The sequence below is a fragment of the Streptomyces sp. NPDC005438 genome (assembly GCF_040606315.1).
GTDB lineage: Bacteria > Actinomycetota > Actinomycetes > Streptomycetales > Streptomycetaceae > Streptomyces.
On sequence record NZ_JBEXEP010000005.1, the window covers coordinates 55,692 to 79,880 of the forward strand.

The 24,189-nt window shown below is 72.2% G+C and carries 21 protein-coding genes; 17 read left to right on the plus strand and 4 right to left on the minus strand.

The features are described from left to right. Window positions 1-50 precede the first annotated feature (50 nt). The 6 genes from ABZT14_RS12550 to ABZT14_RS12575 all read left to right on the plus strand — a co-directional run bounded on the left by ABZT14_RS12550 (window position 51) and on the right by ABZT14_RS12575 (window position 6,508). Entirely contained in the window at window positions 51-791 is a 741-nt protein-coding gene (locus ABZT14_RS12550) for an ABC transporter ATP-binding protein (protein ID WP_356301216.1), read from the plus strand. Next, entirely contained in the window at window positions 791-1,717 is a 927-nt protein-coding gene (locus tag ABZT14_RS12555) for a branched-chain amino acid ABC transporter permease (RefSeq protein WP_356300347.1), read from the plus strand. The genes ABZT14_RS12550 and ABZT14_RS12555 overlap by 1 nt, the downstream gene beginning before the upstream one ends. Beyond that, window positions 1,714-2,793: a branched-chain amino acid ABC transporter permease gene (locus ABZT14_RS12560; protein ID WP_356300349.1), complete on the plus strand. Its 1,080-nt coding sequence runs from the start codon at window positions 1,714-1,716 to the stop codon at window positions 2,791-2,793. Before ABZT14_RS12555 ends, ABZT14_RS12560 begins: the two co-directional genes overlap by 4 nt. Continuing rightward, window positions 2,790-3,677 (plus strand): alpha/beta fold hydrolase, encoded by an 888-nt coding sequence (locus ABZT14_RS12565; protein ID WP_356300352.1) that lies wholly within the window; start codon window positions 2,790-2,792, stop codon window positions 3,675-3,677. Before ABZT14_RS12560 ends, ABZT14_RS12565 begins: the two co-directional genes overlap by 4 nt. 208 nt (window positions 3,678-3,885) lie before the next feature. Then, the gene (locus tag ABZT14_RS12570; protein ID WP_356300355.1) at window positions 3,886-4,662 is read left to right on the plus strand and encodes a 3-hydroxybutyrate dehydrogenase; all 777 of its coding nucleotides are present in this window, start codon (window positions 3,886-3,888) and stop codon (window positions 4,660-4,662) included. A gap of 4 nt (window positions 4,663-4,666) precedes the next feature. After that, window positions 4,667-6,508, plus strand: a complete 1,842-nt coding sequence (locus ABZT14_RS12575; RefSeq protein ID WP_356300359.1) for a GAF domain-containing protein — start codon at window positions 4,667-4,669, stop codon at window positions 6,506-6,508. Window positions 6,509-7,435: 927 nt separating this feature from the next. Here the strand turns inward: ABZT14_RS12575 and ABZT14_RS12580 are convergent. Next, window positions 7,436-8,893: an MFS transporter gene (locus tag ABZT14_RS12580; RefSeq protein ID WP_356300362.1), complete on the minus strand. Its 1,458-nt coding sequence runs from the start codon at window positions 8,891-8,893 to the stop codon at window positions 7,436-7,438. Between the two features lie 511 nt (window positions 8,894-9,404). Here ABZT14_RS12580 and ABZT14_RS12585 point away from each other — a divergent pair. From ABZT14_RS12585 to xylB, 6 genes are all read left to right on the plus strand, one after another. Then, window positions 9,405-10,166 (plus strand): DeoR/GlpR family DNA-binding transcription regulator, encoded by a 762-nt coding sequence (locus ABZT14_RS12585; RefSeq protein ID WP_356300365.1) that lies wholly within the window; start codon window positions 9,405-9,407, stop codon window positions 10,164-10,166. 128 nt (window positions 10,167-10,294) lie between these two features. Beyond that, a complete protein-coding gene (locus ABZT14_RS12590) occupies window positions 10,295-11,647 on the plus strand; it encodes a sugar ABC transporter substrate-binding protein (RefSeq protein WP_356300368.1) in 1,353 nt (450 codons plus the stop codon). After that, on the plus strand, window positions 11,644-12,600 hold the full coding sequence (locus ABZT14_RS12595; RefSeq protein ID WP_356300370.1) for a sugar ABC transporter permease: 957 nt from the start codon (window positions 11,644-11,646) through the stop codon (window positions 12,598-12,600). Before ABZT14_RS12590 ends, ABZT14_RS12595 begins: the two co-directional genes overlap by 4 nt. After that, entirely contained in the window at window positions 12,597-13,472 is an 876-nt protein-coding gene (locus tag ABZT14_RS12600; RefSeq protein WP_356300373.1) for a carbohydrate ABC transporter permease, read from the plus strand. The genes ABZT14_RS12595 and ABZT14_RS12600 overlap by 4 nt, the downstream gene beginning before the upstream one ends. Next, on the plus strand, window positions 13,469-14,458 hold the full coding sequence (locus tag ABZT14_RS12605; RefSeq protein ID WP_356300376.1) for a zinc-dependent alcohol dehydrogenase family protein: 990 nt from the start codon (window positions 13,469-13,471) through the stop codon (window positions 14,456-14,458). Before ABZT14_RS12600 ends, ABZT14_RS12605 begins: the two co-directional genes overlap by 4 nt. Before the next feature lie 586 nt (window positions 14,459-15,044). Continuing rightward, entirely contained in the window at window positions 15,045-16,469 is a 1,425-nt protein-coding gene (gene xylB, locus ABZT14_RS12610) for a xylulokinase (protein WP_356300379.1), read from the plus strand. Window positions 16,470-16,548: 79 nt separating this feature from the next. Here the strand turns inward: xylB and ABZT14_RS12615 are convergent, their stop codons facing one another. From ABZT14_RS12615 to ABZT14_RS12625, 3 genes are all read right to left on the minus strand, one after another. Continuing rightward, a complete protein-coding gene (locus tag ABZT14_RS12615) occupies window positions 16,549-18,000 on the minus strand; it encodes an FG-GAP-like repeat-containing protein (protein ID WP_356300382.1) in 1,452 nt (483 codons plus the stop codon). 147 nt (window positions 18,001-18,147) lie between these two features. Beyond that, window positions 18,148-18,942 (minus strand): hypothetical protein, encoded by a 795-nt coding sequence (locus tag ABZT14_RS12620; RefSeq protein ID WP_356300385.1) that lies wholly within the window; start codon window positions 18,940-18,942, stop codon window positions 18,148-18,150. Then, window positions 18,936-19,397, minus strand: coding sequence for a mCpol domain-containing protein (locus tag ABZT14_RS12625; RefSeq protein WP_356300388.1), 462 nt, complete (start codon window positions 19,395-19,397; stop codon window positions 18,936-18,938). Before ABZT14_RS12625 ends, ABZT14_RS12620 begins: the two co-directional genes overlap by 7 nt. 171 nt (window positions 19,398-19,568) lie before the next feature. On the opposite strand from ABZT14_RS12625, the gene ABZT14_RS12630 reads away from it, so the two are divergent. From ABZT14_RS12630 to ABZT14_RS12650, 5 genes are all read left to right on the plus strand, one after another. After that, window positions 19,569-19,991 carry an SgcJ/EcaC family oxidoreductase gene (locus ABZT14_RS12630; protein ID WP_356300391.1) on the plus strand — a complete coding sequence of 141 codons (423 nt, stop codon included), beginning with the start codon at window positions 19,569-19,571 and terminating at the stop codon, window positions 19,989-19,991. An 869-nt stretch (window positions 19,992-20,860) separates the two neighbouring features. Further along, a complete protein-coding gene (locus tag ABZT14_RS12635) occupies window positions 20,861-21,829 on the plus strand; it encodes an NADPH:quinone oxidoreductase family protein (protein ID WP_356300394.1) in 969 nt (322 codons plus the stop codon). Window positions 21,830-22,535: 706 nt separating this feature from the next. Next, window positions 22,536-23,090: a sigma-70 family RNA polymerase sigma factor gene (locus ABZT14_RS12640; protein WP_356301219.1), complete on the plus strand. Its 555-nt coding sequence runs from the start codon at window positions 22,536-22,538 to the stop codon at window positions 23,088-23,090. Further along, complete coding sequence (locus tag ABZT14_RS12645; protein WP_356300397.1) at window positions 23,087-23,722, plus strand: hypothetical protein; 636 nt, start codon at window positions 23,087-23,089, stop codon at window positions 23,720-23,722. Before ABZT14_RS12640 ends, ABZT14_RS12645 begins: the two co-directional genes overlap by 4 nt. Then, entirely contained in the window at window positions 23,712-24,026 is a 315-nt protein-coding gene (locus ABZT14_RS12650; RefSeq protein WP_356300400.1) for an Asp23/Gls24 family envelope stress response protein, read from the plus strand. The genes ABZT14_RS12645 and ABZT14_RS12650 overlap by 11 nt, the downstream gene beginning before the upstream one ends. The last annotated feature ends 163 nt before the right edge of the window (window positions 24,027-24,189 follow it).

The following is a 24,189-nucleotide window of genomic DNA, read 5'->3' on the forward strand; positions in this document are numbered from 1 at the left end:
CCGAGACCGGTGCCCGGACGCCCGAGGGCGCCGCCGCGCCGGTGCTGACGGTGCGGGACCTGAGGGTGCTGATCGGTGGCTCCCACATCCTGCGCGGGGTGACCTTCCAGGTCGCCGCCTCCGGGGTGACCGCCCTGCTGGGCCGGAACGGGGTGGGCAAGACCACCACCGTACGGGCGGTGTTGGGGTTGTTGCCCGACGGTGGGCGGATCACCGGCGGCCGGGTGACCCTGGCCGGGGCGGACGTCACCCACGAGCCCACCCATCGCACGGTGCGCCGGGGCGTGGGGTACGCGCCGGAGGACCGTGGGGTGTTCGCCCAGCTGACGGTGGCCGAGAACCTCACCCTGGCCGAGCGGGGCCGGGGCCCGGACGGGGCGCCGACCGACGGCCCGCACTACCAGCTGGTGCACGAGTTGTTCCCCGAACTACGGTCCCGTTCACGGCAGTTGGCCGGAACCCTGTCCGGGGGGCAGCAGCAGATGGTGGCCATCGCCCGCACCCTGCTCAACGACAACCGGCTGGTGATCGCCGACGAGCCCACCAAGGGGCTGGCGCCCCGGGTGGTGACCGAGGTGGCCGAGGTGCTGGAACGGGTCGCCGAACGGGTGCCGCTGCTGCTGGTGGAACAGAACCTGGCCCTGGTGCGCCGACTGGCCCGGCACGCCGCCGTGCTGGACGCCGGACAGGTGGTGCACACCGGGGAGGCGGCCGAACTGCTGGGGGACCGGGAGATGACGACCCGTCTGCTCGGGGTCAGCGACCGAAGGATGTCGGGAGGGGCCGCCTGATGGACACCCTGGTGCTGTTGAGCGTCACCGGCCTCGGGCTGGGCGCGCTGTACTTCCTCATCGCCTCCGGGCTGGCGTTGATCTTCGGGCTGATGGACGTGCTCAACTTCGCGCACGGCGCCTTCCTGACCGTCTCCGCCTACGCGGCCTGGCGCACCCTCCAGGCGGTCGGCGGACCGCAGTCCTCCACGGGACTGCTGCTGGCGCTGCTGGTGGGCACCGCCACCGGGCTGCTGCTGGCCGTGGTGGTGGAGTGGCTGCTGATCCGGCGGCTGTACGGGAGGGTGCGGGACCAGATCCTGGTGACCGTCGGCCTGTCGCTGGCGATACCGGCCCTGGTACGCACCGTGTGGGGCCCGGACGCCCGGGACTTCCCCGTCCCCTCCGCCCTGTCCGGCACGGTCGGGGTGCTGGGCGCCCAGATCCCGGTGACCCGGCTGGTGCTGATCGCGGTGGCCGGACTGGTGCTGGTCGGGGTGCAGCTGTTCCTCTCCCGTACCCGTTACGGCCTGGTGGTACGGGCCGGGGTGGAGGACCGGGCGATGGTCACCGCCCTCGGGGTGGACGTCACCCGGGCGTTCACCCTGGTGTTCGCCCTGGGCGGGGCGCTCGCCGGACTGGCCGGTGTCCTGGCCGGGATGTTCTTCGGCTCGCTCTCCCCCCACCAGGGCACCTCGCTGCTGATCTTCGCCTTCGTGGTGGTGATCATCGGCGGGCTGCACTCCCTCACCGGGGTCGCCCTGTCCGCCGTGGCGGTCGGCCTGGTCCAGCAGTACGCCAACTACTACGCCGGCGGATACGGCGACCTGGCCGTGGTGGTGCTGCTCGCCGCCGTGGTGCTGGCCCGGCCCACCCCCGGCACGTCCGGCCCGCTGGAACGGCTCACCCGCCGCCTGCGGCCACAGCCCGCCGGAGGGAAGCCATGACCCAGACCACCACCCCGAGCACCGAACCGGCCGCCTCCCCCACGTCGGGCACCCGGCGGCCCCGCTGGCCGCGCTGGCTGACGCCCGCCCTGGTGGTCCTGGTCCTGGTGGTACTGCCCTACTCGGCGGTGAACATCCCGGTGCTGTTCGACGGGCCGCTGGGCAGCCCCGGGTCGCTGCAACTGATCGCCCTGTGCATGGTGTTCGCCGGGCTGGCCCTCGGCTACGACCTGATGTTCGGCCGTACCGGGCTGCTGTCCTTCGGCCACGCCCTCTACGTGGCCGGGGGCGCCTACGGCACCCAACTGGCCATGTCCGAGTGGGGACTCGGGCTGCTGCCGGCCGCCCTGGCCACCCTGGCCCTGGGCACCGTCGCCGCGGTGGTGCTGGGCGCCATCTCGCTGCGCACCCTGGCCTTCGGCGGCATCGGCTTCGCCATGGTGACCCTGGCCTTCGCCCAGGCCGGCGCCATCTGGATCGGCCGCAACCCCGGCGGGCTGACCGGGGGCGAGGAGGGCCTGCCGCTGTACACCGAGGGGGTGCCGGAGCTGTTCCTCGGGGTGCGCAACACCGTGCACGTCTACTGGCTGGCCCTCGCCTACCTGGTGCTGGTGGCGGCCGTGGTGTGGACCGCGACCACCCGCCCGGTGGGCCGGGTGTGGCAGGCGGTACGGGACAACGAACAGCGGGTCGGGGTGCTGGGCTACGACACCTACCGCTACAAGCTGGGCGCCTTCGTCCTCGCCTCCGCCCTGGCCCTGCTCGGCGGCAGCGTCCACCTGCTGGTCACCGCCGGGGCCACCCCGCACTCCAGCACCCCCGAGTTCACCCTCACCCTGCTGGTGATGGTCGTCCTGGGCGGGGCCGGCACCCGGTGGGGGCCGGTCCTGGGCGGGGTGCTGTTCACCTACCTCGACCAACGTCTCGCCGGCTGGGGACTGGGCGGTGAGCCCATGCTGGTACTCGGCGCCCTGTTCGTCCTGGCGGTGTTCGTCGCCCCCGGCGGGCTCACCACCCTCGGCGAACGGCTGCCCGCAGGTCTCCGTATCCGAGCGCGCCCAGGGAGTGCCGCATGACCGACACCGTCCAACCCACCGAGTTCACCGTCCCGGTACGCGGCGGCCAACTCGCCGTGCACCACTGGCCGTTGGGCGAGGGGACCCCGGTGATCGCCCTGCACGGCATCGCCGCCAACGGCCGGGCCTTCGACGCGCTGGCCTGCCACCCGCTCGGTGCCCCGCTGTACGCCCCCGACCTCAGGGGCCGGGGCCGCAGCCAACTGCCCGGGCCGTACGGTCTGGGCGCCCACGTCGAGGACACCCTCGCCCTGCTGGACCACCTGGACGCCCCCCGGGCCGTGCTGGTGGGGCACTCCATGGGCGCCTTCATCGCCGCCCTGGCCGCCTCCCGGCACCCCGAACGGTTCCCCCGGGTGGTGCTGGTGGACGGCGGGGTGGGGTTCCCGCCGCCCGAGGGCGCCGACCTGGACGAGGTGCTCCAGGCGGTGCTCGGCCCGGCGATGCGCCGGCTGTCGATGACCTTCCCCGACCCCGAGGCCTACCGCGACTTCTTCCGACAGCACCCCGCCCTGGTCCGGCACTGGGGCCCCGACGTCCAGTCCTACGTGGACCGCGACCTGATCGGGCCGCCCGGCGAGATGGTCAGCAGTTGTGTGCTGGACGCGGTACGGGCCGACGGCGCCATGGTGCTGGGCGACCCCGAGACGCTCGCCGCCGTCCACCAGCCCGGGGTGCGCGGCACCCTGCTGTGGGCGGAACGCGGACTGCTGGACGAGCCCCAGGCCCTGTACGACGCGGACCGGATCGCCGCCGCCGAGCTGGACCCCGACCGGATCGCGCACCGCCGGATCGACGACACCAACCACTACGACGTACTGCTCTCCCCCCGGGCGGCACGGGAGATCGCCGACGCCGTCAGCGCGGAACGGGAGGCCGTGTGAACCGCCCGGTGAACCACCCCGTGGACCGACCGGTGAACCACCGGGTCAACCGACCTGTGAAGCGGCCTGCCGGCGGTCTGGCGTACCGCCCTCAGGGGGGCGCCGTACCGGCACCGCCCCGCCCCGGGGTCCGGGCCACACCGGCCGACCGCCAACTATGGGTGCGGGCCACATCGGGCACCGGCCCCCAGCTGCCTAGCCTGCGGTCATGACACCACACTCCGTGACCCTGGACCTGGCGGGCCGTACCGCCCTGGTGACCGGTGCGGCCAGCGGCATCGGCCGGGCCTGCGCGCTCCGCCTGGCGGCGAGCGGCGCCACGGTACGGGCCGTCGACCGGGACACCGAGGGGCTGGAGAAGCTGGTCTCCGGCGCCCCCGCCGACGCCCGGCTGGAGGCGGTGACCCTGGACCTGACCGACCTGGACGGGGCCGAGCGGGTCGCCGAGGGCTGCGACGTCCTGGTCAACAACGCCGGCCTCCAGGTGGTCCGCCCGCTCCAGGAGTTCCCCACCGACGCCTTCCACACCATCCTCACCGTGATGCTGGAGGCCCCGTTCCGGCTCATCCGGGGCGCCCTACCCGGCATGTACCAGCGAGGATGGGGCCGGGTCGTCAACATCTCCTCCGTCCACGGGCTCCGCGCCTCCGCCTACAAGGCCGCCTACGTGGCCGCCAAACACGGGCTGGAGGGCCTGTCCAAGACCACCGCCCTGGAAGGCGCCGCCCACGGGGTCACCGCCAACTGCGTCTGCCCCGCCTACGTCCGCACCCCCCTGGTGGAGCGGCAGATCGCCGACCAGTCCCGGGTGCACGGCATCCCCGAGGACCGGGTGGTGTCCGAGGTGATGCTGGCCGACTCCGCCCTGAAACGCCTGGTGGAGCCCGAGGAGGTGGCCGAGGCCGTCGCCTACCTGTGCACCGGGCCGGCCGGGGCGATCACCGGAACCTCCCTGCCCCTCGACGGGGGGTGGACGGCACACTGACCCCATGTCCGAGCCGCATTCCGCCGCCCACTACCTCCAACTGCTGGCACGGGGCGCGCCCGCCGAGGCGTACGAGGGGCCACCCGGCCCCGAACGCCGGCACGCCCTGCGCCTGCGCGCCGAACTGGAGGGGCGCCGCCGCCGGGAGGCGGAGCTGACCGCGCTGATCGAGACGGCCCAGGACCTGGCCCAGCTCCGGGACCTGGACGAGGTGCTGCGGGCCATCGTGCAGCGCGCCCGCTCCCTGCTGAGCAGCGAGGTCGCCTATCTGACCCTCACCGACCCCGAACGCGGCGACACCTACATGAGGGTCACCGAGGGGTCGGTCTCCGCCCGCTTCCAACAGCTGCGGCTCGGCATGGGCGAGGGGCTGGGCGGGCTCGTCGCCCAGACCGCCCGCCCGTACGCCACCGACGACTACCCGCACGACGCCCGCTTCCAGCACACCCACTCCATCGACGCCGGGGTGGGCGAGGAGGGGCTGGTCGCCATCCTGGGCGTACCGCTGCGGATGGGCGAACAGGTCATCGGCGTGATCTACGCGGCCGACCGACGGCCCCGGGTCTTCGAGCGGGAACAGATCGCCCTGCTGTCCTCCTTCGCCGCCCACGCCGCCGTGGCCATCGACACCGCCCGGCTGATCGCCGAGACCCGCAGCGCGGTCGCCGAACTGGAGGAGGCCAACCGCACCAGCGAACGCGCCGCCGCCGTCCACGACCGGCTGACCGAACTGGTGCTGCGCGGCGGCGGGGTGCCCGAGGTCGCCCAGGCGCTGGCCGAGGTGCTGGGCGCCGCCGTCACCTTCCAGGAACCGGACCAGCTGGCCGGGCCGGTCGGCGAGGCGGTGGGGGAGTCCCTGCGGCAGGGCAGCGCGGTGGCCGTCGGGGACGGCACCTGGGTGGCCGCCGTCTCGGCCGGCGGCGAACTGCTCGGCGCCCTCATCCTGCGCGGCCACCCCCGGCTCGCCCAGGTCGACCAGCGCACCCTGGAGCGGGCCGCCATGGTGACCTCCCTGCTGCAACTGGCCCGACGTTCGGCCAGCGAGGCGGAGAAGCGGGTACGGGGCGAGCTGCTGGACGACCTGCTGGACGCCCGGGACCCGGAACTGCTGCGGGACCGGGCCCGCAGGGTGGGCGCGCGTCTGGACAGCCCCCAGGTGGTACTGGCCGCGCGGCTGGACTCCCCCGGGGGCGCCGAGGACTTCTCCGCCCGACAGCGGCTGTGGTCGGCCGCCTCCCACCTGGCCGCCACCAGTGGGGGACTGGCCGCCGCCCGGGACGGCGGCACGGTGGTGCTGCTGCCCCTGGAGGAGGGGCAGACCGCCGCCGAGGTGGCCCGGCTGACGGCCGCCCAACTGGGCGGGGCGGTGCACACCCCGGTGACCGTCGGGGCCTCCGCCCTGGCCGACTGCCTGCGTGGCCCCGCCGGGCAGGTCGCCGCCGGGTACGCCGAGGCACGGCGCTGCGCGGAGGCGCTACGGCTGCTGGGCCGAGCCGGCGAGGGCGCGGCCACCGAGGACCTGGGGTTCCTGGGGATGCTGCTCACCGACGCCGGCGACGGCCGCAACATCGCCTCCTTCGTACGGCGGGCCATCGGGCCGGTACTGGACTACGACGCCAGCCGGGGCACCGAACTGGTGGACACGCTGGACGCCTACTTCGCCAGCGCCCAGAGCCCCGCCCGGGCCAAGGACCTGCTCCACGTGCACGTCAACACCGTGGCCCAGCGGCTGGACCGGGTGACCCGACTGCTGGGCGACGACTGGCAGTCCCCGCACCGCGCCCTGGAGGTGCAGCTCGCCCTCCAACTGCACCGGCTGTCCGGGGCGGTGGGGCAAGAGGACTGACCCACGTCCGCCCCCGCACCCGACTCCGACCCGCTTCCGGTGTCCGTCGGGGGGGGGGCAGCGGCCTGGTGTGGGCTCCGGTGTCGGCTCCGGGTCAGTCCGGTGTGGGCCCCGACGTAGGCCCCGGGTCAGCCCGGTGTAGGCCCCGGTGTGGGCCCCGAGTCAGCCCAGTGTGGGCCCCGTTGTCGGTCGGGCTGACTCACTTGCGGCGCCGGTCTGGGCGCCGGCGGTCTGGTGTGGGCCCCGGTGTAGGCCCCGAGTCAGCCCGGTGTGGGCCCCGAGTCAGCCCGGTGTGGGCCCCGAGTCAGTCCGGTGTGGGCCCCGGTGTGGGCCAGGCTGGCTCACTTCCGGTGTCCGCCCGGGGGTCGGCGGTCTGGTGTGGGCCCCGAGTCAGTCCGGTGTGGGCCCCGGTGTGGGCCGGGCTCGCTCATTTCCGGTGTCCGTCGGGGGTCGACGGTCTGGTGTGGGCCCCGGTGTGGGCCAGGTCCCGTCCACTTCCGGTGCCCGCCCCATGGTGGTCCCGGTGCCGTCGCCCGGGGCCGAGCACCCAGGGGCGCCCGACGAGGTACGTGGTCGTGGCCCGGGGTGCCGAGGGGGTGCCCCATCGGGGGGTGCGCGGTGGCCCCCCGGGCGCTGAGGGTGGCTGTCCGGTCTGCCCGTTGGGTTGCCCGGTCTGCCCGGGCACCCGCCCGGACTGTGCCCGTTGCGGGCCTGGTGCCGTTGTCCCTGGTGCGGTCGGGCGGAGGTGGCCCCGCCTGGTACGAGGCGACCCCTGGGGCCGCCCCCGCCGGGGGGTGCCCACCGCGCCCCGTACTGGCCCCCGGGGCCCCCGGGGGCCAGGGCCCCGTACCGGAGCCGGACGGCGAACCGCCCGGGTCCGTACGGCGGTTGGTGCCGGGACCCGGGCGGTCGGGGTGGGGGCGGGGGTTACCGTTCGGGTGCCTCGGGGACCCGGTCCGGGATGCGGGCGTCGGTGTCCTTGGAGAGCCGGACGGAGTCGTCCTCCGGTACCTGGTCCGCGTCCTCCCCGACGCGGGTGAGGTCCCGGTGGCGGGTCTCCCTCGCGCAGGCCAGGGCGATGACCGTCAGTACGGCGGAGGCGATCACGTAGAGGGAGATCGGCACCGAGCTGTCGAAGTCGGCCAGCAGGGCGGTGGCGATCATCGGCGCGGGGGCGCCGGCGGCCACCGAGGAGAACTGGGCGCCGATGGAGGCGCCGGAGTAGCGCATCCGGGTCGCGAACAGTTCCGCGAAGAACGCCGCCTGCGGGGCATACATCGCGCCGTGCAGCACCAGGCCGACGATCACCGCCAGCACCATGGCCGGGAAGCTGCGGGTGTTCAGCAGGGAGAAGAAGGGGAACATCCACAGCGCGATGCCCACCGCGCCCACCAGGTAGACCGGCCGTCGGCCGACCCGGTCGGACAGGGCGCCCCACAGCGGGATGGTGCCGAAGTGCACCGCCGAGGCGATCAACACCGCGTTCAGAGCGGTCTGTTGGCCCATCTCCAGGTGGTCGGTGACGTACACCAGGATGAACGCGGTGATCACGTAGTAGCTGATGTTCTCGGCCATCCGGGCGCCCATGGCCACCAGCACGTCGCGCCAGTGGTCGCGCAGCACCGCCAGCAGCGGCTGGCGCTCCGCTGTGTTCTCGGCGTTCTCGGTGTTCTCAGCGTTCTGGGCGTTTTCGGCCCGCCGCGCCTCGGCCTGCCGCAGCGCCTGCCGGAAGACCGGGGACTCGTCCACCGACATCCGTATCCACAGGCCGAGGATCACCAGCAACCCGGACAGCAGGAAGGGCACCCGCCAGCCCCAGGAGTCGAAGGCGGCGTCGGAGAGCAGCGCGGTCAGTGTGGCCAGCACCCCGGTGGCCAGCAGTTGCCCGGCCGGTGCGCCGGTCTGCGGCCAGGAGGCCCAGAAGCCCCGCCGTCGGGCGTCCCCGTGTTCGGACACCAGCAGGACGGCGCCGCCCCACTCGCCGCCGAGGGCGAAGCCCTGGACCAGCCGCAGGGCGGTCAGCAGCACCGGGGCCATCGAGCCGACCGTGGCGTGGGTGGGGAGCAGCCCGATGGCGAAGGTGGCGCCGCCCATCATCATCAGGGAGACGACCAGCAGTTTCTTACGGCCCAGCCGGTCGCCGTAGTGGCCGAAGACCAGGGCGCCGACGGGGCGGGCGGCGAAGCCCACCGCGTAGGTGAGGAAGGACAGCAGGGTGCCCACCAGGGGGTCGCTGTCGGGGAAGAACAGCTTGTTGAACACCAGCGCGGCGGCGGCCCCGTAGAGGAAGAAGTCGTACCACTCGATGGTGGTGCCGATGAGGCTGGCGGCCACGACGCGTTTCAGGGGGCCCGGCCGAGCATCGTTGGTCAGGGGACCGGCCATGAGTGATCACCTTCGGACAGGGGACGGGGGGTTCGGTCGGGCTCACGGTAGGAACAGGGGAGCGCCCGCCCCATGTGGCGGAACCCCACACTCGGGCGCCCGGATATGCGGTGGGGGAACATGCCGTTCCGGCCGGCTGAGGGAAGACCGCTGACGGGGGGCGGCCCAACTGTGGCCCCGGCACGCGGAGTTGGCGCCTCGCCGTGGGGCGGGTGGGGCGGCCGGGAGGAACGAGGCCTTCCGGGGTCGGGTGTGGGTCCGGGCAGTCGCAAGATCGCCGTACGGGCGGAAAACGGGCGCGATTCACCCGGCCACGGGCAGTACCGGCCAGTCAAGTTTCCGGTGAAGAACCAGGTGGTCACGGAATTCCACTTCTCCGAGTGCGGGCATAAGCGGGCGTGAAACCTCTCGGGGCCAACCTGGTCAGACCAGAGCGCCCCCTGTACAACTCCTCACAGAGCCCGAACGGGCATCGTCCGGCACCGCGAGGACGGAAGGGAGGTGGGCCTGGGTGAACGCCGAGGAGCGGCAGCGCGAGATCGTCGCCATCGCGCGACGTGCGGGCTCCGCCGACGTGGCGCAGCTGGCCTTCGATCTGGAGGTCGCCAAGGAGACCATCCGTCGGGACCTGAGGGTCCTGGAGGACCACGGACTGGTCAGGCGCACCCACGGGGGCGCCTATCCGGTGGAGAGCGCCGGGTTCGAGACCACCCTCGCCTTCCGTACCACCATGAACGTCCCCGAGAAGCGGCGGATCGCCGCCGCGGCGGTGGGGCTGCTGGGCGACGCGGAGACCGTGTTCATCGACGAGGGCTTCACCCCCCAGCTGATCGCCGAGGCCCTGCCGGCCGACCGCCAGCTCACCGTGGTGACCGCCTCCCTGGCGGTGGCCGGGGTGCTGGCCCGTAGGGACAACTGCTCGGTGCTGCTGCTGGGCGGCCGGGTGCGTGGCGGCACCATGGCCACCGTCGACCAGTGGGCGACCAGGATGCTGTCGGGCTTCGTGATCGATCTGGCGTTCATCGGCGCCAACGGCATCTCCAGGGACCGCGGGCTCACCACCCCCGACGCCGCGGTCAGCGAGGTCAAGAGCCAGGCGATGCACTCCTCGCGGCGACGGATCTTCGTCGGGCTGCACACCAAGTTCGGCGCGGTCAGCTTCTGCCGCTTCGCAGAGGTCTCCGACTTCGAGGCGATCGTCACCTGTACGGGGCTGCCGGTCGCCGAGGCACACCGCTACACCCTTCTGGGGCCCCAGGTGCTGAGGGCCTGAGGAGGACCTGAGAAGGAGAGAAAGGGCGCCCGCCTCCCCGTTCACGGGACCCGTGCGGCGCGTACCGCCCGAAAAAGCACGTGTAACCCCATACGTCCACCCCTCATTCCACCAACCCGGAGGTCAGGATGCGCAGCCCGAGCCGCGCCGCGCGGACCATGATCGCCATGGGCGTCGCGAGTACCCTCCTCGCGTCGTGCGCCGGCGCAGGCGAGATCGGCTCCTCCGACGGCGATCTGAACGTGCTCATGGTGAACAACCCACAGATGGCCGACCTGCAGAAGCTCACCGCCAAACACTTCACCCGCAAGACCGGGATCAAGGTCAACTTCACGACCCTGCCGGAGAACGACGTCCGCGACAAGATCAGTCAGGACTTCTCCAACCAGGCCGGCCAGTACGACGTGGCCACCATCAGCAACTACGAGACGCCCATCTACGCCAAGAACGGCTGGCTCCACGAGCTGGACGACTACGTCAGGAAGGACCGGGGCTTCCAGCAGAGCGACATCCTGCGCCCCATGCGCGAGTCGCTGACCGCCGAGGACGGCAAGCTCTACGGCCAGCCGTTCTACGGGGAGTCCTCCTTCCTGATGTACCGCAAGGACGTCTTCGAGAAGAAGAACCTCACCATGCCGAAGAAGCCCACCTGGAAGCAGGTCGCCAAACTGGCCGCCCAGGCCGACGGCGCGCAGAAGGGCATGAAGGGCATCTGTCTGCGCGGGCTGCCCGGCTGGGGCGAGCTGACCGCCCCGCTCACCAGCATGGTCAACACCTTCGGCGGCACCTGGTTCGACAAGAACTGGAAGGCCAGGCTGACCGACCCGGAGTTCACCAGGGCCACCAAGTTCTACGTCGACCTGGTGCGCGAACACGGTGAGGCCGGCGCCTCCCAGGCCGGGTACGCCGAGTGCCTCAACAACATGACGCAGGGCAAGAGCGCCATGTGGTACGACGCCACCGCCGGTGCCGGCTCCCTGGAGGCCGGCAACTCCCCGGTCAAGGGCAAGATCGGCTACGTACCCGCCCCGGTCGAGCGCACCAAGGCCTCCGGCTGGCTCTACACCTGGGCCTGGGCGATGCAGAAGGCGTCCCGCAACACCGACAGCGCCTGGAAGTTCATCTCCTGGGCCTCCAGCAAGGAGTACGAGGAACTGGCCGGCCGGGAACGCGGCTGGTCCAACGTCCCCGCCGGCAAGCGGAAGTCCACGTACACCAACCCCGACTACCGCAAGGAGGCCTCCGCCTTCTACGCGGTCACCCGGGACTCCATCGCCCAGACCAACCCCCGTAACCCCGGCCTGCAGAAGCGCCCGGCACCCGGCATCCAGTTCGTCGGCATCCCCGAGTTCCAGGACCTGGGCACCAAGGTCTCGCGCGAGATCAGCGCCGCCATCGCCGGCAAGCAGTCGGTGGACGCGGCACTGAAGAAGTCACAGGAACTGGCCGCGAAGGTGGGGAAGGAGTACGAGGACCGATGACCGCCATTCAAGCTCCCCCCGCCCCCGCGCGGCACAGCGCACCGGACCGGGCCCGCGCGAACCGGGTCAAGGCCTGGGCGACCCGGGCGCCGCTGCTGCCGGCACTGATCTTCCTGATCGTGGTGACCCAGCTGCCGTTCGTGGCCACCCTGATCATCTCGCTGTTCGACTGGAACTCCCTCTATCCCGACGCCCGGGAGTTCACCGGACTGGGCAACTACTCGTCGGTGCTGTCCGACCCCGACCTGCGGGACTCGGTGATCACCACCATCGTGCTCACCGTCTCCGTGGTGCTGGTCAGCCTGGTGCTGGGCCTGGCGTTGGCCCTGCTGATGGACCGTAAGTTCAAGGGACGCGGCGCGGTGCGCACCATGCTGATCGCCCCGTTCCTGATCGTTCCGGTGGCCGCCGCGCTGCTGTGGAAGCACGTGCTGTTCAACCCGGAGTACGGCCTGTTCAACGGGTTGATCAACGCGGTGGCCGGCTGGGTCGGCATCGACGACCCCATCCAGCCCAACTGGATCTCCGACATGCCGTTGATGGCCGTCGAGGCCTCACTGGTGTGGCAGTGGACCCCGTTCATGATGCTGATCCTGCTGGCCGGCCTCCAGTCCCGGCCCACCGAGATGATCGAGGCCGCCCGGCTGGACGGCGCCAGCGCCTGGCAGATCTTCCGTTACCTGACGCTGCCTCACCTGCGCCGCTACCTGGAGCTGGGGGCGCTGCTGGGCTCCATCTACATCGTCCAGCACTTCGACGCCGTCTACACCCTCACCCAGGGAGGACTGGGCACCGCCAACCTCCCGTACAGCATCTACCAGACCTTCTACCAGGCCCACGAATACGGACTGGCCTCCGCGGCCGGGGTGCTGGTCGTGATCGGCTCCATCATCATCGCGACCTTCGCCCTGCGGGTGGTCTCGTCCCTGTTCAGTGAGGAGACCAGCCGATGAGCGCCGCAACCACCACCACGCGCGGATCCGTCGGGAACCCGACCGTGAGGAGGAGCCGCCGCGTCCTGAGTCTGGGCGTACTGGCCTGGCTGGTCGGCCTGATGTTCGTGCTGCCGGTCGTCTGGATGGTGTTCACCTCCTTCCACTCCGAACCCGACGCGGCCACCAACCCGCCCTCCCTGACCGCCCCGTTGACCCTGGACAGCTACCGCGAGGTCTTCGGAGCCTCCTGGAGCAACGGCCCCTGGCCGCCGCTGCTGAACTCCCTCGGCGCCTCGGTGTTCTCCACCCTGCTGGTCCTGCTGTTGGCGATCCCGGCGGCCTTCGCGCTGTCCATCAAGCCGGTGCACAAGTGGCGGGACGTGCTGTTCTTCTTCCTGTCCACCAAGATGCTGCCGCTGGTGGCCGGCCTGCTGCCGATCTACCTGTTCGCCAAGAACACCCAGTTCCTGGACAACATCTGGCTGCTGGTCATCCTCTACACCTCGATGAACCTGCCCATCGCGGTGTGGATGCTCCAGTCCTTCCTGGCCGAGGTCCCGGTGGCGCTGATCGAGGCCGCCCAGATGGACGGGGCGAAGCTGCCCACCATCCTGACGCGGGTCATCGCCCCCATCGCCGGACCCGGAGTGGCCGCGACCGCGCTGATCTGCTTCATCTTCAGTTGGAACGAGATGCTGTTCGCACGGGTGCTCACCAGCGTGGTCGCCCACACGGCACCGGTCTACCTGACAACCTTCATCACCAGTCAGGGGCTGTTCCTGGCCAAGGTGTGCGCCGCTTCCTTCGTCATCTCCCTGCCGGTTCTCGCGGCCGGGTTCGCCGCCCAGGACAAGCTGGTCCAGGGCCTGTCACTAGGAGCCGTCAAGTGAAGGCAGCCGTCATCGAGTCCGTCGGCAAGGCGACCGTGGAAACCGTTCCCGACCCCACCCCCGGGGCCCGCGAGGTGGTCGTCGAGGTCGCCGCCTGCGGACTGTGCGGCACCGATCTGCACATCCTCCAGGGCGAGTTCGCCCCCACCCTGCCCATCGTCCCCGGCCACGAGTTCGCCGGCGAGGTGGTCGGCGTCGGGAGCGGGGTCACCGAGGTCGCGGTGGGCGACCGGGTGGCCGTGGACCCCTCGTTGTACTGCTACGAGTGCCACTACTGCCGGCTGGGCCACAACAACATGTGCGAACGCTGGGGCGCCATCGGTGTGACCAATCCGGGCGGTGCCGCGCAGTACGCGGTCGCCCCGGTCGCCAACTGCGTCCGGCTGCCCGACCACGTACGGGTCCAGGACGCTGCCCTGGTCGAGCCGCTGTCCTGCGCGGTACGCGGCTACGACGTACTGAACACCAGGATGGGCGCCCACGTCCTGATCTACGGCTCCGGCACCATGGGCCTGATGATGCTGGAGCTGGCCAAGCGCACCGGCGCCGCCAGCGTCGACATGATCGACCTCAACGAGGACCGGCTGGCCACCGCCCGCCAACTCGGGTGCAGCGCCACGGCGTTGAACGCCGACGAACTGGACCGGCCACGAGGGTGGGAGCTGGTGATCGACGCCACCGGCAACGCTGCCGCCATCCAGGACGGGCTGAACCGGGTCGCCAAGGCCGGCACCTTCCTCCAGTTCGGGGTCTCCGACTACGCGACCACCGCGACCATCGAGCCGTACAAGATCTACAACCAGGAGATCACCATCACCGGCTCCATGGCCGTGCTGCACAGCTACGAGCGGGCGGCGGAACTCTTCGCCTCCGGGGTCATCGACCCCGACGTGTTCATCAGCGACCGGCTGCCACTGGAGGAGTACCCCCAGGCGCTGGAGAAGTTCGCCGCCGGCCAGGGCCGCAAGATCGTGGTGGTGCCCTGACCGGCACGACCACCCGACCCGGACACCGGAGGGAGAACGCCATGGGTACGGAAGGACGGGTGCCACGGGATGTGCCGCCCGACCCCTGAGGCACCAGCCCGAGGCGGACCGCACCCCGACGGGGTACGCCCCCGGGGCCGGGTGACCCCAGCGCGGGTCGGCACAGGCTCAGCGCTGGCCCCGGCACCGGGCCCCACCACGTCCGTACCGGCCGGCCCGGTGGGCGCCGTACACCCGGCGGCCCCCGGACCGTGCCGCTGCCGCGAGGGGGAGGCCCCGACCCGAGGGGGGAGCCGACCGGGGTACGCCCGGTCGACGGTGGGCCAGCCCCCTCGTACGGGCCCCGGTGGGGCGGGCCTCCCGTCCCGCCCCACCGGGGCCGCCCACCCGTCCTCTCGGGTGGCCGGGCGGGGAGGCGACGGCCCGTACGGGCACGCGGGCCGGGACCGGCACACCGCCCGGACGGAAGTGAGGTGCCTCCCCTTTCACCGCGTCGTGTTGCCTCCGGGCGAACGGGAACGACAGTCTCGGGGACGATCCGGCCGTCCCCCACCAGGGGGAGACGGCCCAGTGAGGTGGGAGACAGATGGCTGAGTCACGTGTGGTGATCGGCGTGGACAGCTCCACCCAGGGCACCAAGGCCCTGGCCGTGGACATCGACAGCGGCGACGTCCTGGGCACCGGGCGCGCCTACCACACGGTCAGTCAGGGCAACGCCCGCGAGACCGACCCCGAACAGTGGTGGGGTGCCTTCACCGAGGCCGTCGCCCGTACCGGGCACGCCCACCGCGCCGAGGCCGTCTCCGTCGCCGGACAACAGCACGGACTGGTCACCCTCGACGCCCAGGGCCAGCCGGTACGCCCCGCGCTGCTGTGGAACGACGTACGCTCCGCGCCCCAGGCCGCCCGGATGGTGGAGCACTTCGGCGCCCACTGGTGGGCCGACCGGGTCGGCAGCGTGCCTACCGCCGCCTTCACCGCCTCCAAGTGGCAGTGGCTGAGGGAACGCGAACCCTCCGCCCTCCGCCGGATCACCGGCGTACGGCTGCCCCACGACTACCTCACCGAACGCCTCACCGGCGAGGCCACCACCGACCGGGGCGACGCCTCCGGCACCGGCTGGTGGGGCGCCGACGGATACGACCAACAGGTCCTGGAACACCTGGAGTTGGACCCCCGACTGCTCCCCCGGGTCCTGTCCCCCCTGGAGAGCGCCGGCAAGGTGGTGCGCGACAGCCCCCTGCCGGACGGCATCCCGGTGGGCGCCGGCACCGGCGACAACATGGCCGCCGCCCTGGGCCTGGGCCTGCGCCCCGGACAACCCGTACTCAGCCTGGGCACCTCCGGCACCGTCTACGCGGTCAGCCGCTCCCGGCCCGGCGATCCGTCCGGCGTGGTCGCCGGCTTCGCCGACGCTCTCGGCGACTGGCTGCCGCTGTCCTGCACCCTCAACTGCACCCTGGCCGTCGACCGGTTGGCGACCCTGCTGGGGATCGACCGGGAGGAGGTGGAGCCCGACGGGGAGGCGGTGGTACTCCCGTACCTGGACGGCGAACGCACCCCCAACCTCCCCTACGCCTCCGGCCTCATCCACGGACTACGGCACGACACCACCCCCGGCCAGCTCCTCCAGGCCGCCTACGATGGTGCCGCCCACTCCCTGCTGGACGCCCTGGACGAGGTGCTCGCCAGCGGCTCGGTACCCCCGGACGCCACCGCCCCCCTGCTGCTGATCGGCGGCGGCGCCCAGGGCACCGCCTGGCGGGAGACCATCCGCCGCCTGTCCGGCCGCCCGGTACAGGTACCCCGCGCCCAGGAGGTGGTCGCCCTCGGCGCCGCCGCCCAGGCCGCCGCCCTCCTCACCGAGGAGCGCCCCGACGAGGTCGCCCGCCGCTGGCGCACCACCGACGGCCCCTGCTGGGAACCCCTCCCCCGGGACCACGCCACCCGGGCCCGCATCACCCGGACCCAGACCCACGCCACCCCCCTCCTCAACCGCCCAGGCGAGTAGCGGGCGCGGAACGGCAAAGGCGGAACGACGAGGGGGCGCCCGCCGTGTGGCGGGCGCCCCCTCGGGTGGAGCGGTGGGGTCAGCCGGCCGGCGGGGTGGAGAGGGAGTGGCCGAAACGGGCCTTGGTGTACGGCAGGTCGAGGGAGTCGGGGCCGTAGATGATGGACCCCTTCCCGGTCAGGCCGCTGTCGCTCCCGTACAGGGTGCTGACCGCGCCGCTGCCGATCCACTTGCCCGCGGCGCCGACCATCAGGTCGGTGATCCCGTCACCGTTGTAGTCGGCCGGGGAGAGGGAGCTGCCGAACTGGTCGCTGCCCTCGGCCACTCCGGCCACGCCCTCGGTGTCCAGCGACACCGTCTGGGCACCGGTCTCGGTGAGCCAGTCCTTGCTGCCGCGCAGGACGTGCAGGGCGCCCGCGTTCTGGTAGCCGTCGCTGTCCACGGCCGAGGTGTCGCTGACCACCAGGTCGGCGAACCCGTCGCCGTTGACGTCCGCCAACTCGCGGGCCTCGCCCGCCTGTTCCTTGCCCTTCCACTCCACGGCGCCGTCCACGTCCAGGCCGTCGGCGGAGCCGGGGAAGGTGCGCAGCTTCCAGCCGTCCGGGCCGTCGCTGAAACCGGTGTCGACCAGGACGTCGTCCTTGCCGTCGCCGTTGATGTCCCCGACCACCGGGTCGTACCCGGCGAAGGGGAGCCCGGTGGACTTGCCCAGCTGCTTGGACAGCCCGCTCTTGGAGCCGCCGATCACCGCGAGGGTGCCCTCGTCGGCGGGGTCGTCCTGGCTGGCGGTGGTCACCAGGTCGGTGAACCCGTCGCCGTTGACGTCGCCCGCCGCGATCGCGTTGAGGTCGACGCCCCCACCGGTCGGGTCGAGGTACTTCAGCTTGGGGGTGGGCGTGGAGCTGAGGTTCTTGCTGCCCTTGACCACGACCACCTTGGTCCGCTCGGTGGTGGCCAGGTCCTGGATGCCGTCGTTGTCGAAGTCGCCGACCGCCAACTGCTTGCCGAACTCCTGGTAGGTGCTCGGGTTGGGCGAGTGGAAGGCGATCGCCTTGTCGGTCAGCCCCTTGGCGGAGCCGAAGACGATGGTCACCGAACCGGCCTTCTTGACGTCACCGATGGCCTCGCCCTCGGCCGAGATCACCAGGTCGGCGTACCCGTCGCCGTTGAGGTCGCCGGTGGCGACGGCCGAGCCGAACCGGTCACCGGCCTCGGGCGTACCGGGAACACCGGGGCTGGACTGGTCGATCGCCTGGTGCCGCTTGGTCGAGATGCCCTTTTCCGAGCCGAAGGTCACGGCAACGTAGCCGGCCTTGCTGAAGCCCTTCACGGTCGCCTCGGGTGCGCCGGTGGCGAGGTCGTTGAACCCGTCGCCGTCCAGGTCGGCGGGCTTGCTGTCAGCCTTCGCCGCGGGCTTGTCGTTCTTGCCCGGCGAGGCGAACGAGGTGGTGCCCGCCAGGGCGATCCCGGTGACCGCTGTCGTGGCCACCGCGATGGCCAGTATCCGTCCGCGCATACCGCTGCCTCTCAAGTTCGTTTCGCTCCCTGGTCACATGGAGCGGGGCGGTCCCGATCAGGGTCCGCACGGAGTGCGACCTCCGAGCGTCCCGAATGGTTGGGCTGGGGCGGGTAACGGGACGGTCTCGATGAACCTCGGTGGGCCGGTTGCGGGATGGGGTCAAGTGTCGCGGCTCAGCAGGAACAGCACACTGACGATGCTGGCGGCCGTGGCGATGCTGGCCACCACGTTCACGACCCAGGTGTCGGTGAAGAAGAACTGGGCCACGCAGACGAGGGCGAACACCAGGAGGCTGTAGACGAGCAGTCTTCGGTGGGTGAGCGAGCGCGCCACCATTCTGGCCATCGCGGTCTTCACATGCTCGCTCGACGACATCATCCGGTAGTCCCGGAAACCCTCCAGGGAGTGGTACAGCTCCCGGTCGTCGAAGTGCTCCGGTGCCTTGCCGAGGTCGAAGTAGTAGAACTCCCCGCAGCCCTGGGAGAGGAGAAGTGCGGTCACGTCGACCAGGAGGTCCTTCTTCAGGGTCGTCACGTCGAACAGGGCGCCGCCGGTGGCGATGAAGGAGCGGAGTTCCCCGTCCAGTTCGCCCCTGTCGACGGTGATGATCCTGGTCTCGGTTCGCAGCAGCCAGTTCAGACACTTCTCGTAGGTCTCGGCCGCCTCCGCGCCGATCTCGTGGTAGCGCACCGACCCGTCCACCGTGCGCGGGTACTTGCCGCTGGCCAGGTCACGCAGGCGCTCCACGATGCTGGTGTGGATGAGGTGGATCTCCTCGTCCATCCGCGCGCTGTCACCGCCGCCGTTCTGACGGATCTTGACGAGGTTGATCGAGGCGGCCCTGGTGCCGCTGTCGAACAGGTAGGTGAGCACGTTGATGTACGGGTCCGGCAGGTGGGAGGTGACCAGGAGGTAGATGTGGCGCTCCGGGGCCTCCCCGACTCCCCCTAACACTCGCGGGCCTCGCTCGCGGTGACGGTGCGGGCTTTTCCACGAAGCTTCGCCCTGCGCAGGTTTCCCAGCGCCTCGGAGGGCGTAGCGCCGACTCCCACACTGATGGTCCTGCCGCACACCGCGCTGAACCGGACCTGGAGCTTCGTCATCTCCCCGGGGTCCACCGCTCCGTTCGGCCAGCTGGCGAACATGTCGTCCCCTCCGCTGAAGAGGACCCGTACGCCGTTGTGGCTCGACAGTTCGGCGGCCAGTTGGTTCATCGCGGTGCTGACCAGGTTGCTGTAGCGGGTGGCCTTCCCCGGGTCGTCCTCCAACAGGGCGAGTTCCAGCGGGGCGCCGATGTCGTCGCCGTCGAAGTAGGCGAACTCCGTTCCCGTGCTCCCCGGTTCGGCACTTCGGCCGTCGGCGGCCGTGTACGACACCCCCGGCTCTCCGGCGGCTGGTGGTTCTGCCACGCGTCTCTCCCCCTGTCTCGCCCACGTTCGTCGCGCTGGAGGAATCGTACGCAGGGTGAGGGCCCGTCACCCATACGGCTACGGGCCCCGCTGCCCGGGACGCCCGGGGGAACGTTGGGAGTGGAGTGGGGGGTTGAGGTCAAGTGCACTTGAGGTATGAGGATGCCGTCCATGGACGACAACGCACGGGGCATCCCGTACCAGGAAGAGGAGCTGGCGGCCATCAGGGAGGTGGTCGCCACGGTGCAGCGCTCCCAACAGAACGAGCGGGTGGACGAGTTCGTCGGACTGTTCCACCCGGACGCGGTGTGGACCACCGCGCACGGCAGGCGGCTGACGGGGAGGGCGGAGGTCGAGGAGTTCACCGCCCGGGTGCTGCCCGGGGCCACCAGGGAGGTGGCCGCCACCTACGAGGTGGCGCATGTGCTGTTCATCCGGCCGGACGTGGCGGCGGTGAAGGTACGGCAGCGGGAGTTCTCCCGCGCCAGCGGGGAGTACACCGGCCAGGAGGGGTCCCCGCTGTACGTCATGTCCAAGGAGGACGGCCGCTGGCTGCTGACCGCCGGGCAGAACACCCTGGTGCTCGACGGCTGACCCCGGCTGACCCCGGCTGACCCCGGCTGACCCCGGCTCGTGGGCGGGTGTCCGGGGTGGGCCTGCCCCGTGGGCCGGGGTGCTCGCCTCCCTCCGGTCGGGCGCTGTCGACGTCGCCCCCGCCCCCGCCCCCGCCCTCGTCCTCGTTCAGAGGTCACGGCAACCGGGCCTTCTACGGGTCGGGGTGCTCGCGCCTCCTGTCTGGGCGGACTGTGTGGGCGGCCCCTCTCCGGGGCCCCTGTCCGGGACGGCCGTACCCCGGCCGGGGCGTCCTGACGTACCCGGCCACCGGGTGCGACGTGCGCCGCCCCGACGCGGAGCCTCCTGGGTGGGTGCCGCCCGTACCCCCTTGGCGCGTGAACGGGTACCGGGCCGCGCGGCGCGTGCACAGGGGCCGTCACCAGTGGGCGCTGCCTCCACGGGTGCCCGCACCACCCGTGGCCGGACCTGGTTGGTGGCCGTCACCGACGGGTCCTCGGCGCCGTCGGTGCGCTGGCCGGCTCGCACCCGTACCCCGGGTGCGGGCGTACGCGGGGTGCCCTGTCGGGGTGGGGCCGTACGCCCGGCGTGAACCCGCGTACCTACGGTTCGTGTTCCTGTCGGGGGCGCGTGCCCCGAGTGGTGGGCCGACCCGCACCCGTAGCCCCTGTCGCAGCGCGGGGTGGCCTGCCCCACGGGGGCGGGCACCGCACTCCGTCTCTTTCCGTACCCCGTACTCGGCTCGGGCTTCCAGGGGGTGGCCACCCTCGGCATGTGGCTGGCGGGTCGGTGGTGGTCGTGGAGGTGACGGCGGTCACCCGTGCCCGCGTGCTGTTGAGCGTTGCTCAGTAGCGGCCTAGCCTCGGAACCCGTCCCTACCGAGGAGAGCCATGCGCGCAGTCCAGGTGACCCGACTCGACGGCCCCGAGGCGTTGGAGTACGGCGAGGTGCCCGACCCCTCGGCCGGGCCGGGGCAGGCGCTGATCGAGGTGCACGCCGCCGGTGTCACCTTCCCCGACCTGCTGCTCACCCGTGGCCGGTATCAGATCAAGCCGGAACTCCCGTTCGTTCCCGGTTCCGAGGTGGCCGGGGTGGTGCGCGTCGCCCCGGAGGGCAGCGGGCTGGCCGTCGGGGACCGGGTCGCCGCCTTCCCCGGATTCGGGGGCTTCGCGGAACTGGTCGCGGTCGACCCCCAGGCCGTGTTCCCGCTACCGGACCGGGTCTCCTACACGGCCGGGGCGGGGCTGCCGATGAACTGCCTGACCGTGCACTTCGCCCTCGTTCGCCGGGGCCGGATGACCTCGGGGGAGACGGTACTGGTGCACGGCGCGGCGGGTGGAGTGGGGACCGCGGCGGTCCAGCTCGCCCGGGCGCTGGGGGCACGGGTGATCGCCGTGGTGTCCGCCGAGGCCAAGCGGGAGACCGCCAGGGAGGCGGGGGCCCACGAGGTGGTGCTGGCCGAGGGCTTCAGGGACGCCGTCCGGGAACTCACCGGAGGCAGGGGCGTCGACCTGGTGGTGGATCCGGTGGGTGGGGACCGTTTCACCGACTCGCTGCGCTCGCTCGCCCCCGAGGGGCGGCTCCTGGTGATCGGCTTCACCGCCGGCGACATCCCCACGGTGAAGGTCAACCGACTGTTGCTGAACAACATCGACGTGGTCGGCGTGGGCTGGGGCGGCTTCTGGCTCCAGCGCCCCGGCTATCTGCGGGAGCAGTGGGACCAGTTGACCCCTCTGTTGGAGAAGGGCGACCTCGACCCCCTGCTGGCCGGCGCCCGCCCGCTACGGGACGCCGCCGGTGCCCTGGCCGAGCTGGACGAACGGCGGGTGGCCGGCAAGCTGGTCCTCGACGTGCGCTGACCCCACGTGCGGCGCCCGCCCCCGCCGGTTGATCCACCGGTGGGGGCCGCCCACTTCGACCCGAGCCCCACGTGTGGGGTGCCGGCCCGTCCGGGCTGGCGTGCCCCCGGCAGCCACCCCGCCCCTGACCTGCCCCGCTCGTGGTGGTGCCCTTTCGCCTTGGGCCGCCCACGCCACCTGAACCTCGCTCGTGGTGCCGCCGACCTCTCCCGGCCGATCCACCAGCGGGAGCCCCCGCACTGAACCCGCCCGGGAACCCGCAGCCGCCGCCCCCGCCCACACCCCACCCGGCTGAGGCGGTGCCCAGACAGGACCCGGCGCACCACCCGAGAAGCCCGGGCCCGGGGCGCCACCCAGAACACCCGGCGGGTCCAGCGGGTCCAGCCCCTCCCCGCCCGGGCCCAGACCGGTCGCCCGGACCCGTCGCACCACCACGCAGGGCCTCGTAGGGCCCGGGCCCGGACTGACTCCGGCACGTGCGGTCGCCCCCGAGGCTCGGCGTACCCCTCGGACATGGGCGACTACCGCGCCTCCCCCTGGGGGTGCCCCCGCCCGGGGGTGCGCCATTCCGAACTCCCGGTGGAACCCGGTTCGTCCCTGTTTCGGCACTACGGTGAGCCCACCGCGTAACGCCGGGTGCCCGGGACGTGTCCGATAAGGGCGGAGCGAGGAGAGGAGTACGGGAGTGGCGGGGGACCACAGCGAGGTGGACCGGCAGGCCCGTCACCCTGACGAGACGCTGACCACCCGGGCCACGGAGGGCGACGAGGACGCGTTCGCCGTACTGGTGCGCCGGCACGGCCCCGCGTTGCTGGGGCTCGCCAGCCGGTTGCTGGGTGACGGATCGGAGGCCGAGGACGCGGTGCAGGACTCGTTCGTACAGGCGTGGCGGCGGTTGCCGGACTTCCGGGGGGACGCGGCGTTCGGCACCTGGATGTACCGCATCGTCACCAACCGCTGCCTCAACGTACTGCGCGCCCGCAGGCCGGCGACCAGCCTGGACGCGGTACCCGAGCCGGCGGCCCCCGAACACCAGGTCTCACCTGCCCGGGCCGCCGAGTCCCACGAGGCGATGAAGGCCCTGTCGGAGGCCATGGCCGGGCTCTCCCCGGAACAGCGGGTGTGCTGGGTGCTGCGGGAACTGGACGGCCTGGACTACGAGAGCATCGCCCGCCTGGTGGGCATCAGGCAGGAGGCGGTACGTGGACGGGTGTTCCGCGCCCGGCGCTACCTGACGGAGGCGATGGTGGCATGGCGATGAACCCCAACCCCCCGGAGGAGACCCCCACGGACACGGCCGAGCGGCTGGCCTGCGGCCGGGACCTCGAACAGCTCTGGCGGGACTGGGAGAACGGCACCCTGGACGACCACTCCCGCGAGTGCCCGCACTGTTCCTCGGCCCTGGACGGACTGCGGCAACTGGGCGAGGTCGTACGGCAGGCGCGGTGGGAGGAGAACCACCGTTCCGACCAACAGCCCAGGGACACCGGGCAGTTGACCCAGCGGGTGATGGAGGCGGTGCGACTGGAACTGCGCCCGGGCCGCACCCTGCCCCTGGGCGCGCCGGACGAGGACTCCTGGATGGTGGAGGCCGCGGCGGCCAAGGTGTTCCGCGCCGCCGCCGACGCCCTGCCCGGGGTCAGCGCCGGTAGCTGCCGCATCCGTGAGGCCGAGGGTGCGGGGGGCCGGCGTTCGCGCGGCCCGGTACGGGTGCGGATGGAGGTCGCCGTCACCCTGGAACGCAGCGTGCGGGACACCGCCGGGCTGGTCCGGCAGTGCGTACTCGACGTGGCCGAACGGGAGTTGGGCATGGCGGTGCGGGCCGTGGACGTGGCCGTCACCGAGGTGCTCGACCCGCGCCCCACGGAGGGGGAGGACGGACATGGCCGCTGAGACGCGGGACGACGCCCTGATCGAGGCCGTCACCCGGGCCGTACTGGAGCAGCCCGGGGTGGCGTTCCTCCAGCCCGGTATCGCCGACCTGCTGCGCAACCGCGCCCGTACGCCCGGCTCGGGGGTACGGGTACGGCGCGGCACGCGGGGGTACGCCGTCGAACTGCACGTGGTCCTCCGCCGGGGGTACCGCGCCCTGGACGTGACCCGCCGGATCCGGGCCGCCGTCCAGGGGACGGTCGCCGGACGGGGGGACCGCACCACTCCGGACCGGGTCACGGTCACCGTGGTCGGCGTCGTCTGACCGAGGGGCGGAGGGAACCCGGAGGCCGGGAGCGCTCCTGGGACCCGGAAACCGGGGCGGCTGGGACCCGGAAACCGGGGCGGCGGCCCGTACCCGCCGACCCCGGGGTTCCCGCCGCACGGCCGGTTCCCCGGGGCCCCGGGGAACCGGACCCGCTGAGGCT

Coding starts and splice junctions, on each gene's coding strand:
- ABZT14_RS12555 (WP_356300347.1), top strand. CDS start 791: ATGGACACCCTGGTGCTGTTGAGCGTCACCGGCCTCGGGCTGGGCGCG.
- ABZT14_RS12560 (WP_356300349.1), top strand. CDS start 1,714: ATGACCCAGACCACCACCCCGAGCACCGAACCGGCCGCCTCCCCCACG.
- ABZT14_RS12565 (WP_356300352.1), top strand. CDS start 2,790: ATGACCGACACCGTCCAACCCACCGAGTTCACCGTCCCGGTACGCGGC.
- ABZT14_RS12570 (WP_356300355.1), top strand. CDS start 3,886: ATGACACCACACTCCGTGACCCTGGACCTGGCGGGCCGTACCGCCCTG.
- ABZT14_RS12575 (WP_356300359.1), top strand. CDS start 4,667: ATGTCCGAGCCGCATTCCGCCGCCCACTACCTCCAACTGCTGGCACGG.
- ABZT14_RS12580 (WP_356300362.1), bottom strand. CDS start 8,893: ATGGCCGGTCCCCTGACCAACGATGCTCGGCCGGGCCCCCTGAAACGC.
- ABZT14_RS12590 (WP_356300368.1), top strand. CDS start 10,295: ATGCGCAGCCCGAGCCGCGCCGCGCGGACCATGATCGCCATGGGCGTC.
- ABZT14_RS12595 (WP_356300370.1), top strand. CDS start 11,644: ATGACCGCCATTCAAGCTCCCCCCGCCCCCGCGCGGCACAGCGCACCG.
- ABZT14_RS12600 (WP_356300373.1), top strand. CDS start 12,597: ATGAGCGCCGCAACCACCACCACGCGCGGATCCGTCGGGAACCCGACC.
- xylB (WP_356300379.1), top strand. CDS start 15,045: ATGGCTGAGTCACGTGTGGTGATCGGCGTGGACAGCTCCACCCAGGGC.
- ABZT14_RS12630 (WP_356300391.1), top strand. CDS start 19,569: ATGGACGACAACGCACGGGGCATCCCGTACCAGGAAGAGGAGCTGGCG.
- ABZT14_RS12635 (WP_356300394.1), top strand. CDS start 20,861: ATGCGCGCAGTCCAGGTGACCCGACTCGACGGCCCCGAGGCGTTGGAG.
- ABZT14_RS12645 (WP_356300397.1), top strand. CDS start 23,087: ATGAACCCCAACCCCCCGGAGGAGACCCCCACGGACACGGCCGAGCGG.
- ABZT14_RS12650 (WP_356300400.1), top strand. CDS start 23,712: ATGGCCGCTGAGACGCGGGACGACGCCCTGATCGAGGCCGTCACCCGG.